Source organism: Pseudomonas arabinosi (assembly GCF_047758675.1).
In the GTDB taxonomy this organism is placed as follows: domain Bacteria; phylum Pseudomonadota; class Gammaproteobacteria; order Pseudomonadales; family Pseudomonadaceae; genus Aquipseudomonas; species Aquipseudomonas arabinosi.
Genome location: NZ_CP180480.1, coordinates 2,653,922 through 2,665,595 on the forward strand (window position 1 = coordinate 2,653,922; position 11,674 = coordinate 2,665,595).

The following is an 11,674-nucleotide window of genomic DNA, read 5'->3' on the forward strand; positions in this document are numbered from 1 at the left end:
CGAGCGGACGAGGGCGGAGGTTGAACGCTAACCGAGGGTCGCCACGCTGCGCAGGATTAGCCGCACGAGCATGGTCTGGCGGGTCACGCCGGTCTTGGAGAAGGTTGACCGCAGGTGCGCCCGCGAGGTGTTGCGGCTGATGCCCAGCTCCTCGGAGGCTTCGTCGAGGGTTAAGCCGTTGGCCAACAACATGGCCAGTTGAGTTTCGGCCGGGGTGAAGTCGAACAGCGCGCGGACGATCTCCTGTGGTGCGGTGGATTGTTGTTCCGGGTCGCTGATGAAAATCACTACGGTGGGGCATTGCTTGCCTTCGCTCCAGTCCGACAACGGCACCGAGCGCACGATGATCCCCAGGTCCGCGCGCCCGGACGGTCGTTGCACGCGCAGGGCTTCGACCACCGACGGGTTGCTGCTTTTTTGCGAGAGCAGCGACTGCTTCACCAGGCGCCGAAACTCTTGAGTGTCTCGCGCGGTGCCGACTTGCAGGCCGTCGTTGACCAGTTTGATGCCGTCCTTTTCCTGGATCAGCCGATCGGCGACCTGGTTGGTTTGCAGCACTTTGCCAGCCTCGTCGAGGATGATCGTACCGACCGCCAACTGATTCACCGCGCCGGCATAGAGGTTGCGCTCGGCTTCGATGCGATTGAGCTGCATGTGGATCTTGATCGAGCGTTCCAGGTGCGGAATGAAGTGCGTCAGCAAGGCTTTCTCTTCGTTGCCGAAGGCCTTGTCATCGCGTCCGCGACTGATGCGGATACGGCACTGGGCGCCGTCGCAGGTGTTGATGTCGGCGCCGAGGATGTGGAACACATCTACCGGCTCGAGGAAACTCTTGTAGAACTCCGAGTGCTGCCAATCGTCGTTGGACACGAACTCGGCGAGGGTCACCACTTGGCGGTTGGGCAGGTCGACAAACGGGTCGAGGGTGAAAAAGTGTTTGTTATACGACGCGGTCGCTTCGGTCGACGTACCGGTGGTGTTGACCATCAAGCCATCCACATGCGCGCTGGGCGGACGCAGGATGAAGGTCACGTACTTGCTTTCCAGGTACACGTTGAGCTGGTTGAGAAAGGTCGCCCAGGGAATGGTTTCCAGCGGTCCCTGATAGAGGTTACCGATCAAATCACTGAACGTATCGAGGCTGAGGCTCTGCTGCATAGGGAAAACCGTTTTTATTATTAGCGTTGGCGGTGGCCGAGAATAAGCGCCGATATCGACTCCTTGCAACGCTCGGGCTCAAGGCCTGACGGGCGGCTGCCAGTCAGGCTCAGGAAGCGCAAAAGGCCGCTGTGTTCAGGCCCGCTCGGTGGCGCGCACGATGAACCGTTTCTGCTCCAGCACGTCGGCCGAGAGCGCCGCGACGTCGGTGTAGAACTGCTCGTACCAGCGGCGCAACTGATAGACCGGGCCATCGCCATCACACAGCAACGGGTTGTCGACGCGGGTCTTGCTGTGCCAGATCGTCACGTCTTCGTAGAAGGCTTCCTGGGCCTGTTGCACATAGGCCTTGGCCATCGCCTGATTCTGTTCTTCGCTCAGCCCCGGGATCTTTTTCACCAGCACGCCGTAGCGCAGGGTGAAGCTGTCGAGGTCGATCGGCACATGGCAGTTGAGCAGGATCGAGTGGATCGGCTGGCCGTTCATCGCGCCGGTCATTTCGGTGATCTGGTAGGCCGGGCCGAAGTAGGTGGCCACGGTGCTCAACGCGCTATCGCCGGACAAGCGCTCACTGCGGGCACTCATGATCTGGGTGGCCAGGTGGCCTTCGAAGACGTTGCTGAACGCCTCGACGGGGGCGCCATGCACCGTGCCGAAGTGCGCCATGTCGGCGATGTTGTCGATCAGTTCGCGGCAATTGGTGCCGATTTGTAGTTCGGCGACTTCCCACGCGGCCCACTCGTCACTGAAGCAAGCGTCAATGCGCGGGATGCGTTGCTCAGGGAGCGGCGGGTTGCCTTCCGGGTCATTCCAGACGAACAGCAACTGGTTTTCCTCCATGATCGGCCAGCTCTTGAGCCGGGCCCGGGGCGGAATGCGCTTGGCGTAAGGGATGTCGTCGCAGACACCATCGGCACCCCAGCGCCAGGCGTGGAACGGGCAGCGAATCGAGTTGCCTTCAACGCAACCGGTGCTGAGGTCGGCGCCCATGTGCGGGCAGTAGCCATCCAGAATATGCAGCTCGCCGTCTTCGCCCTGAAAGGCCACCAGCCGGGTGCCGAACACCTCCAGGCGATGGGCCTTGCCATCGCGGTATTGGGCGGCCAGACCCAGACAATGCCAGCCACGGGCGTAGCGGTCTTCCAGCAGTTTGGCTTCGATGCGGTGCAAGGTACTCATCTTATTATTCTCCCAGGGTTCACGGGCTTGGCGCCTGTCACGGATTCTGCCGCCCCTGTAGAAGCGGGCATCGTCTGAATGGACGATGGCCGGTTTACGCCCGCCCGCTCTACTGACGCCATTGGACCCAGTGCAGGAGTTGGCGATGAGCAATGAACAAGGGCCGGTCGCGGTGATTACCGGGGCCGCCAGTGGTATTGGCCGGGGTTTGGCCGAGCATGCGGCAAGGCTGGGGATGCGCCTGGTGCTGGCCGATCTCGATGGGCCGGGGTTGCAAGCACTGTGCGATGAACTACAGACGGGCGGTGCGCAGGCGATTGCTTGCGTCACGGATGTTGGCGATCTGGCGCAAGTCGAGCGCTTGCGCGACATCGCCCTCGATCACTTTGGCGGGGTTGATCTGCTGTTCAACAACGCCGGAGTGATGCAGACCGGCTACAGCTGGGAAATCACTCAGGCGCAATGGCAGCGGATGCTCAACGTCAACCTCAGCGGTGTGATCAATGGCATTCGCAGTTTCGTGCCGCTGTTTTTGCGCCAGGGACGTGCGGCCCATGTGATCAACACGGCGTCCCTCGCGGGCTTGCTCAGCAGCCCGTTGATGGCGCCTTACAACGTCACCAAGCAGGCCGTGGTCGCACTCTCGGAAACCCTGCATTACGAATTGAGCATGCTCGGTGCGCCGGTATCGGTTTCGGTGGTGTGCCCAGGGCCGGTGGCCAGTGAAATCATGGCGTCGAATCAAGTGGTGGACGCGGCCGGTTCGTCATTCAGTCAATTGCTCGATAGCAGCATCCGCCAAGGCATGACGCCGAGCGAACTGGCGGAGCAGGTGTTCGCCGCCATCGCCGAAAAGCGCTTCTGGGTCTTCCCTCACAAAGGTTTCAAACCGGCGCTGGAGCGACGTGTGCAAAGCATCCTGGAAGAAACCAATCCGCAGTTTCAAATGACCGATGTAGGGGGAGATGCCCATGCCGCTCGATAAGCAGATCGCCGCCGTGCTCCAGCAGTTTCGCGACCTGCCGGAACCCGACTTCAGCCAGCTCGATGCCGGGCAATATCGGCAGTTTTGCGACAACCTGCTGCCCGCCATCCCTGGCGACCCGATGATCGAAGTGCGTCACCTGCGGGTCGCCGGCGCGGCGGGCGAGCTGGATGCGCGGCTGTATCGGCCACTGGAGCAGGACAATCTGCCGCTGCTGGTGTTCTTCCACGGAGGCGGTTTTGTCATGGGCAACCTCGACACCCATGACAACCTCTGCCGTTCACTCGCCAGTTTGACGGAGGCAGTGGTGGTGTCGGTCGCCTACCGACTGGCGCCGGAAAACCATTTCCCGGCGGCACCGCTCGATTGTTATGCGGCCACCTGCTGGCTGGTCGAGCACGCGTCTGAACTGGGCGTCGATGGCAGCCGGCTGGGCTTGGCCGGGGACAGCGCCGGGGGCAACCTGGCGCTCGCCGTGAGTCGGCTGGCGGTGCAACGCCGGGGGCCGAAAATCAGTTATCAGTGCCTGTTTTACCCGGTCACCGATGCACGTTGCGACAGTCAGTCTTATGAGGATTTTGCCGAGGGCTATTTCCTCAGCGCTGGAATGATGTACTGGTTTTGGCAGCAGTACCTGCAGGATGCCGATCAGGGGGATGATCCCTTGGCCTCGCCGTTGCGCGCCGACCGGTTGGCGGACCTGCCACCGACCACCCTGATCAGCGCCGAATTTGATCCGCTGCGCGACGAAGGCGAGGCGCTTGCCTTACGCCTGCGAGAAGCCGGCGTGTCGGTGCGCGTGCAGCGCTGCGAGGGCATGATTCACGGGTTTATCAGCATGGCGCCGTTTGTCGAGCGCGCTGCGCAAGCCTTGTCCGATGCCGCGGCTGACCTGCGCAGGGCGCTATCTGGAGCGAACACATAACCTGTAGGAGTGAGCCTGCTCGCGAAAGCGGAGTTACCCGCGGCATAGATGTTGAATGTGCCGGTCTCTTCGCGAGCAGGCTCGCTCCCACAAGGGATTTAGGGTGTTTACAGGCTGTGTGTTTACCGACGATCAACTGTGGGAGCGGGCTTGCTCGCGAAAGCGGAGTTACCCGCGGCATAGATGTTGACTGTGCCGGCCTCTTCGCGAGCAAGCCCGCTCCCACAAGGGATTTAGGGTGTTCACAGGCTGTGTGTTTACCGACGATCAACTGTGGGAGCGGGCTTGCTCGCGAAAGCGGAGTTACCCGCGGCATAGATGTTGAATGTGCCGTCCTCTTCGCGAGCAAGCCCGCTCCCACAAGGGATTTGGGGTGTTCACAGGCTTGTGTTTACCGACGATCAACTGTGGGAGTGAGCCTGCTCGCGATAGCGGAGTTACCCGCGACATAGATGTTGAATGTGCCGTCCTCTTCGCGAGCAGGCTCGTGCCTTAAGGTTTTATTCCCCGCAACATTTCCTTCGCCTGATCCTGCACCGCACCCGGTGCGCTCATGTTGCCGTCGATCACGGTGATCACCGCGTGCCCCTGCCACAACTGATACGCATCGGCCTGTTGTTGGGCGGCTGTCGGTGTCGGCGGGGCGACGAGGTTGACGTGAACCACGCCGTCGGCGCCGCGCTGGGAGGTGAAGTTCACGCGATCCCAATTGCCGATCGGGGCAAAACTCACGCCTTTGACCTCACTGGCCGCCAGCGCCGGGTAATTGATATTCAACCCGCTGACACCCGGCAAACCGAGCACGTTCAATTCGCAGCCGAGGTTGTTTTTTTCGCAGGCCTGTTTGGCTTGAACACCTGCCAGGCTTGCCTGCTCGATAACCTTCACCGCAAACCGGGCGGTGTCGTCCATGGCGCCGAGGGTTTTTCGGTAGCCGGCCTGTTGGTCGCGGATGATCAGGTCCATGTCGATGGCCGTCGACACCGCCACCGCCGGAATGCCTTTGAACATTGCGCGGACCGCTGCGTTCAAGGTGCCGGACATTTGCGTCAGCGGGCCGACGTTTTCGCCAAAATTACTGCCCGACACCACCAGGTCTGGTGGATTGCCTTTGAGCAGCACGTCCAGGCCAACATTGACCGCATCCACCGGGGTGCCGATGGCGGAAGTCTTGCCCATGGGCGGGATGTAGCCCTCGGGTGGGCCGACGCAAAACTTGCCTGGCGTCAACTCGGTCACTGCCAAGGCCTGCCCGGGCACGACCACGCTGGCCGCGCTGATGCCACTGCTGTCGTTCAACGGACCCACGAGGGTCACCTGATGTCCGGCGGCGGTCAGCGCGCGGTACATCGCATCGATGCCGGGTGCCCGGCATCCATCGTCATTGGTCAGCAGGATGTTCAGGGCATTGGCCTGCATCGACAGACCGACGCTGGCCATGGCGATGACGCCAGTGAGCAATTTATTCATGGGGGTTTTCCGTGAAATGAGCGAGTTCAAAAAAGCACAACGCCCCGACCGAGTAAATCGGTCAGGGCGCAGAGGGCTTAGCGGGTGCCGAGTTTGCGCAGGTTGCCAGGGGTGAATTCGTCTTCAGTGAAGGCGGTGGCGTTGAGCTTGGCGGGCTTTTGATCGATCAACATCCGGTCAACCAGATACGAACCGGCGATCAGGTCATGGTAGATCCCGAGGCGAGCGTGGTAGCGCTGCAGCTCGTAGGCGTAGATCGAAGTTTGCATGTTGGTGCGCCAAAGCTCGCCGCGGCTGTCGTAGTTGTCAGCCAGGGTTGCGGCCCAGGAATCCTCGTCCAGGTACAACACACGCTTGGCGTAAACATGCCGGGCACCTTCTTTAAGTGTTGCCTGCAAGACCCAGACACGGTGCTTTTCATAGCGCATGTACTGCGGATCGATGTGGCCGGTGGTGGCGAGAATCTGGTCGGTGCTCACGCTCGGGTCGTCGATTTTGTAGTTGTGGTACGGGATGTAGATTTCTTTCTTGCCGACGATGGTCCAGTTGTAGCGATCCGGCGCACCGTTGAACAAACGGTCTTCGTCATACACCCGAAAACCGCCGGCGCCGCTCGGTGAGTCGTAGCCTACGGTTGGCGCGCGACGTACCCGACGTTGCCCCGGGCTGTACTGCCAGGCCTGGCGAGGGGAGGCGGTCGGGTTGATGAACTCGTGACCGACGACAATCTCGCCTTTCTTGCGCACCGGCTCCAGGGTGGTGATCAGGAAGTTGGTGAGGATGCCGTTGGCGCTCTCCAGGGTTTTATCCGGGCTGGACCAGATCGAGAAGATCTTGTAGTTGACCTCTTCCAGTACCCGTTCCTTGTTGGAATAGACCACCGCCTGCCCGTAGTTGGCCTCTTCGGTATTGGCGCGTCCGGCCAGGGTATGGTTGAACATCAACTCGCTACCGTTCTTTGGAATCGGGAACGGCGAGGCGCCCCAGGCGTTTTGCGTGTCGTTGTTGTCGTTGGCCAGTTCGGCACTGACCGCGTTTTTCTTGACCAGGTCTTCCAGGCGCTGATCGAAACGGAAGTCGCGATGGCTCGGGTACACCGGAATGTTGAAGGTCGTGGGGTAGCGTTTCAGCAGTGCCTTTTGGCCATCGGTGAGGTTGTCGGCGTATTTGTCCATGTTCTGCGCGTTGATCACGAACAACGGTTTTTCTGCCGCGTACGGGTCCGGGTACGGCGTGCCGGGGCCAGCGTATTTGAGCTGTGGCGGCAAGCCGCGCCATTTTCCGGTCCAGGCCGGGATGCTGCCGTCGGCGTTGCCCGCTTTCTCGGCACCCATCGGGGTCAGGTCCTGGCCCAGGCGTGCGGCTTCTTCATTGCTGATTTTGGCCTGAACCAGGCCACTGCCGAGCAGGCTGACGGCCAACGCCGTGCCCAACAATGTGTGGGTAAATCTAGACATGCTGTGCTCCTCCATCAGGGGATTCAGAACCGGTATTTGAAGTTGAGGGCGACGTTGTCGCGGTCGGCCAACGGGGCGTTGTTGGCGTTGCCCAGGTAGGCGTTGTAACGGGCTTCGACGGTGAAGTTGCCCAGATAGCGCCACGAGCTGCCGATGCTCGCGCGGTCGTCGCCCTGGCCTGAGTTGATCGAGCCCACCAGTGCGCTGTCATGCTGGGCGGCGGTGCTGTAGGTGACGGGCACCGACATGTCCCAGCCGCTGAACACGTTGTTGTAATCGAAGTTCGCCTGAACCGTGTAACCGAAGGCGTCGCGGTCATAGACCAGACTGTCGGTGCCCGGCTGCGAGAATCCAGGGGCGAATGTCACAGGTTCCGACTTGTCGTTGCTGAGCACGGTGTTGTAGACCAGCTCACCGGTCAGCGTGGTGTTGTCGGCCCATGATGTCGGGCCGAGCACATAGATCATCGACGTCTGCGCCTGCAGGGTTTTGCCGCGCACCGGGCTTGAGAAACCGTTGTCGACCATCACTGGCTGACCGTCGCGGTAGCTGACTTCACCGGCCCAGCTCACGCTGCCCAGCACCGTGGAGAAACTCGCGCCGTAAAGATCGATGTTGTCGAAGTAGCGCACCCGGTAGTGCCCCAGGTCGGTCTGGAAATCCAGCGACGGGGTCTTGTCGTGGTAGCGCGAGTAGTAGAGGCCGAACTCGGTGTTGTTCAGCGACTCTGCCGCATAGGTCAGGGCCACACCGTATTGGCCGCTGTCACTCGGCTTGTCGTCACCCAGGCGTGTCAGGAAACCGGTGGCGTCGTTGAAGCCACCCTCGTCGATGAAGTCGGTGGTGGAAAAGTAGCTACCCACGCCGAACAGCTCGGTCTTTTCCCATTTGTATTGGTAGTAGGCCTGCAGATCGAGGCTGTCGGTCAGGCTGAACTGTGTGAACAGTTGGCCGACGGGCAGCAGGATTTCCTTGACCTCAACCCCGGGGGTGGTCGACTTGGTCGCATCCACCGGGCTCTGGGCGGCGGAAATGCCGGGGTAGAACAGGCTTTCACCCCAGCTCACCACCTGATTGCCGAGCCGCGCGTTGAAGGTGTGGCCACCGATGTCCCAGGTGCCATACGCGTAGTAATCGAGCATGCGCAGTTCATTGCGATGCTGATCGATGGTGTCCTGGGAGAACCGGTCGGGGCGGTTGCAATGACCGCCGGCGAAGCAGTTCGAGGTGCCTGTGTCGTTGTCGTTGCCCTGATCGTAAACGTTGTCGTAGAAGCCCGTCCCACGCAGGAACACGCCGTAGTCCTCACGCCATTTGATGTTGGCCTCGGTGAGAAAACCGCTGCGGTTGTTGATCAGGCTGCCTTTGTCGAACGCGTTGTTGCCATCGTTGCCGTTGGCATTGGCCGTCAGCTTGTGATCGCGAGAATCGGTCCGCCAGGCCAGGCTGTACGTCAGTGTGGTATCCCAGTCGACGCTCAAATCCTCGTTCGGTTGGAAACTCATGGCGCTGGCTTGACTGCCCAGTCCACCAGCCAGCAAGAGCATGGCCAGCTGTACGCGAGGGTGCAGCGATTGTGGGGCGATTATTGTTTTTATCATGTCGTCCTCATGCCCAGGTCAGACCTGCCCGACCTGCATTTCAGGGGGGTGATTGGTGCTGTGGGCGACTATGGAGTCAGCTTTGGGGCGCAACATCGTCCAAGCGGACTAAGCGATTTGCACGGGGCCGGGGCGCCCATCGCCTTAGTCCCATCGGACGATGACCGTTCAGGGCACGCGGCGAACAATCCCGAGACCGACTGCACCGGGCGAAGATCTGGCGGCGGCGGTTTTTGCCTGATGGGCGCTGAGCAAGGGTGATCGCATGAAAGCTGCCGGGATCAAATGGGATGAGTGCTGCGATGTACTGGTGATTGGCTCCGGAGCGGGGGGAATGACTGCGGCGCTGCGTGCCCACGATCTGGGACTCAATGCGCTATTGATCGAGAAGAGCGCCGAATACGGCGGCACCTCGGCGGTGTCCGGCGGCGGCATCTGGATACCGGACAATCATCGGATCAAAGCCCTGGGCGGCAGTGATTCAGCAGCGGAAGCGATCGCCTATATCCGTGCGGTGACCCATGGCGAGATTGATGACGGGCGTATCGAAGCCTATGTCGAGCACGGCCGCGAGATGGTCGAATACCTCGAACAACAGACCCGCGTGCGCTTCGAGGCACAGCCTCGCTATGCCGATTACTACCCGGAAGTCGAAGGCGGAAAACCGGGCTACCGCTCCATGGACCCGCAACCGTTTGACGCCGCCGAACTGGGTGAGGAATTTCTGCGCATGCGTGCGCCATCCCCCGGAACACTGATGATGGGACGCATGGCGATGACCATGAAAGAGGCGCAGGTTCTGCTGTGCCGTGGCCCTGGCTGGTTGCGACTGACGCTGCGAGTGATGTGGCGTTACTGGCGTGACCGCGAGGGGCGGCGGTTGTCACGCCGCGACCGCTTCCTGACCCTTGGCAATGCCTTGATCGGCGCGTTGCGCTGTTCGTTGCAGGACCGCGGCAAGTCACTTTGGCTGAACTGTGCACTGGAAGAACTGCTGCTCGTTGGTGACCGGGTTGGCGGCGCTCGCGTCTGTCGCAACGGGCAGTTACTCAACGTCAAGGCACGCTACGGCGTGATCATCGCGGCCGGTGGTTTCGAGCGTAATCAGGCGATGCGTACGCAGTATCTGCCACAGCCGACCCAGGCCACCTGGAGTGCCACGCCGCCGCACAATACCGGTGACGGCATTCGTGCCGGTCAGGCAATCGGTGCTCGCACTGCGCTGATGGACCATAGCTGGTGGGCGCCGACCACTCATGTCCAGGGCGAAGAAAAACAACGTGCGCTGTTCGTCGAGCGGACCTTGCCGGGTTGCGTGCTGGTCAACTCTGCCGGCGAGCGTTTCGTCAACGAAGCCGCGCCCTATACCGATATCGTTTACGCGATGTACGCCAACAATCGCGAAGGCGCGGTGAGTGTGCCGTGCTGGATGGTGTTCGACGCCGAATTCCGTCGCAAGTACCCCTGCGGCGCGTTACTTCCAGGCTACGCGCAGCCCGATTGGCAGCTGCCCGAGCATCTTCGCGAGTACTTTTACAAGGCTACGAGTTTGCAGGCGCTGGCAGAAAAAATCGGCGTCGACGGTGCCGGTCTGGCCCGTACGGTGCAGCGTTTCAACGGCATGGCCGTGCAGGGTGTCGACGCAGATTTCCATAAAGGTGAGTCGCTGTTCGATCGCTACTACGGTGATCCGAATGTGCAGCCCAATCCTTGCCTGGCCCCGTTGCTCAAAGGTCCGTTCTACGCCGTGCGCATTGATGCCGGGGATATCGGCACCAAGGGTGGTTTGCTGACCGATGTTCACGCCCGCGTATTGCATGAGGACGGGCAACCCATCAACGGTTTGTATGCCATCGGCAACAGCGCCGCTTCGATGATGGGGCGCACGTACCCGGGCGCCGGTTCGACCATCGGCCCGGCAATGACCTTCGGTTACGTGGCGGCCAATCACATCAAGTGTCAGAGCGAGACCAGCTCGGCGAAAAGCCTGTTCAGGAGCGTCGAATGAATCAGCCATTTAAACAAGTCGCTGTGGTGACGGGCGCCAGTCGCGGGGTCGGTCAGGGCATCGCCCTGGCCCTTGGCGCAGCGGGCATGACGGTGTTTGTCACCGGACGTGCGCCGGAGCACGGTGGATCGAATGTGTATGGGCATGCATTGCGCGGCTCACTCAAGGACACGGCTGCCGCGATTACTGCGGCAGGTGGGCGGGGGATCGCGGTGGTCTGCGATCATGCCGATGATGCGCAGGTTCAGGCACTGTTCGCCCGGGTTGAAAAGGAATGCGGGCACCTGGATTTGCTGGTGAACAATGCCGCGTTCATTCATGACCAGTTGATCGAGCCGGGACCTTTCTGGGAGAAGCCGCTGGACCTGGTACGGATCCTCGACGTTGGTCTGCGTTCGGCTTACATCGCCAGTTACTACGCCGCGCCGTTGTTGCTGCGCAGCGGCCGAGGGCTGATCTGTTTCACCTCGTCATTCGGTGCCGGGTGTTACATGCATGGCCCTGCGTACGGCGCGCAAAAGGCGGGTTGCGACAAACTGGCGGCTGACATGGCTATCGATTTCGAAGGGCGAGGCGTGGTGGCGTTATCGTTATGGCTCGGCCCGCAACTGACCGAACGCACCCGGATAGCCGGCGAGCAACATGGCGAGCAATACAAGGCTTTTCTGGCGGATGCTGAAACCCCGCAATTCAACGGCCGGGTGATTCACGCTCTGCTCAATGACCCGCAGTTGATGACGTTCTCCGGGCAGACATTAATCACCGCCGAAATCGCCGCCGGTTACGGCATCAGCGAAGCCGGCGGCCGTCAGCCACCTTCCCACCGCGCCATGCTCGGCGACCCGCGCCAGCAGCATCCGGCACGGGTGATCTAGCCCACATCCGGCAGGT

The 11,674-nt window shown here is 61.2% G+C and carries 9 protein-coding genes; 4 read left to right on the plus strand and 5 right to left on the minus strand.

Features of this window, described 5'->3' with window-relative positions:
- Window positions 1-27: 27 nt before the first annotated feature.
- Together ACMXYJ_RS12400 and ACMXYJ_RS12405 are read right to left on the minus strand one after the other, a co-directional pair.
- Entirely contained in the window at window positions 28-1,158 is a 1,131-nt protein-coding gene (locus tag ACMXYJ_RS12400) for a helix-turn-helix transcriptional regulator (RefSeq protein WP_415760029.1), read from the minus strand.
- Window positions 1,159-1,293: 135 nt separating this feature from the next.
- Window positions 1,294-2,337, minus strand: a complete 1,044-nt coding sequence (locus ACMXYJ_RS12405; protein WP_415760030.1) for a Rieske 2Fe-2S domain-containing protein — start codon at window positions 2,335-2,337, stop codon at window positions 1,294-1,296.
- A gap of 145 nt (window positions 2,338-2,482) precedes the next feature.
- On the opposite strand from ACMXYJ_RS12405, the gene ACMXYJ_RS12410 reads away from it, so the two are divergent.
- Together ACMXYJ_RS12410 and ACMXYJ_RS12415 are read left to right on the plus strand one after the other, a co-directional pair.
- Window positions 2,483-3,322 (plus strand): SDR family NAD(P)-dependent oxidoreductase, encoded by an 840-nt coding sequence (locus ACMXYJ_RS12410; protein WP_415760031.1) that lies wholly within the window; start codon window positions 2,483-2,485, stop codon window positions 3,320-3,322.
- Complete coding sequence (locus ACMXYJ_RS12415; RefSeq protein ID WP_415760032.1) at window positions 3,309-4,247, plus strand: alpha/beta hydrolase; 939 nt, start codon at window positions 3,309-3,311, stop codon at window positions 4,245-4,247. The genes ACMXYJ_RS12410 and ACMXYJ_RS12415 overlap by 14 nt, the downstream gene beginning before the upstream one ends.
- 492 nt (window positions 4,248-4,739) lie before the next feature.
- Here ACMXYJ_RS12415 and ACMXYJ_RS12420 read toward each other — a convergent pair whose 3' ends face one another.
- The 3 genes from ACMXYJ_RS12420 to ACMXYJ_RS12430 all read right to left on the minus strand — a co-directional run bounded on the left by ACMXYJ_RS12420 (window position 4,740) and on the right by ACMXYJ_RS12430 (window position 8,775).
- A complete protein-coding gene (locus ACMXYJ_RS12420; protein WP_415760033.1) occupies window positions 4,740-5,717 on the minus strand; it encodes a 5'/3'-nucleotidase SurE in 978 nt (325 codons plus the stop codon).
- 77 nt (window positions 5,718-5,794) lie between these two features.
- Entirely contained in the window at window positions 5,795-7,174 is a 1,380-nt protein-coding gene (locus ACMXYJ_RS12425) for a DUF1329 domain-containing protein (RefSeq protein ID WP_415760034.1), read from the minus strand.
- A 23-nt stretch (window positions 7,175-7,197) separates the two neighbouring features.
- A complete protein-coding gene (locus tag ACMXYJ_RS12430) occupies window positions 7,198-8,775 on the minus strand; it encodes a DUF1302 domain-containing protein (protein ID WP_415760035.1) in 1,578 nt (525 codons plus the stop codon).
- Window positions 8,776-9,040: 265 nt separating this feature from the next.
- Here ACMXYJ_RS12430 and ACMXYJ_RS12435 point away from each other — a divergent pair, with 265 nt between their 5' ends.
- The gene (locus tag ACMXYJ_RS12435) at window positions 9,041-10,783 is read left to right on the plus strand and encodes an FAD-dependent oxidoreductase (RefSeq protein ID WP_415760036.1); all 1,743 of its coding nucleotides are present in this window, start codon (window positions 9,041-9,043) and stop codon (window positions 10,781-10,783) included.
- Window positions 10,780-11,658 (plus strand): SDR family NAD(P)-dependent oxidoreductase, encoded by an 879-nt coding sequence (locus ACMXYJ_RS12440; RefSeq protein ID WP_415760037.1) that lies wholly within the window; start codon window positions 10,780-10,782, stop codon window positions 11,656-11,658. The genes ACMXYJ_RS12435 and ACMXYJ_RS12440 overlap by 4 nt, the downstream gene beginning before the upstream one ends.
- Window positions 11,659-11,674: the final 16 nt, after the last annotated feature.

Bases quoted from the DNA above. Each gene is read 5' to 3' on its own strand.
- ACMXYJ_RS12400 (WP_415760029.1), bottom strand. From the start codon at position 1,158: ATGCAGCAGAGCCTCAGCCTCGATACGTTCAGTGATTTGATCGGTAAC.
- ACMXYJ_RS12405 (WP_415760030.1), bottom strand. From the start codon at position 2,337: ATGAGTACCTTGCACCGCATCGAAGCCAAACTGCTGGAAGACCGCTAC.
- ACMXYJ_RS12410 (WP_415760031.1), top strand. From the start codon at position 2,483: ATGAGCAATGAACAAGGGCCGGTCGCGGTGATTACCGGGGCCGCCAGT.
- ACMXYJ_RS12415 (WP_415760032.1), top strand. From the start codon at position 3,309: ATGCCGCTCGATAAGCAGATCGCCGCCGTGCTCCAGCAGTTTCGCGAC.
- ACMXYJ_RS12420 (WP_415760033.1), bottom strand. From the start codon at position 5,717: ATGAATAAATTGCTCACTGGCGTCATCGCCATGGCCAGCGTCGGTCTG.
- ACMXYJ_RS12425 (WP_415760034.1), bottom strand. From the start codon at position 7,174: ATGTCTAGATTTACCCACACATTGTTGGGCACGGCGTTGGCCGTCAGC.
- ACMXYJ_RS12430 (WP_415760035.1), bottom strand. From the start codon at position 8,775: ATGATAAAAACAATAATCGCCCCACAATCGCTGCACCCTCGCGTACAG.
- ACMXYJ_RS12435 (WP_415760036.1), top strand. From the start codon at position 9,041: ATGAAAGCTGCCGGGATCAAATGGGATGAGTGCTGCGATGTACTGGTG.
- ACMXYJ_RS12440 (WP_415760037.1), top strand. From the start codon at position 10,780: ATGAATCAGCCATTTAAACAAGTCGCTGTGGTGACGGGCGCCAGTCGC.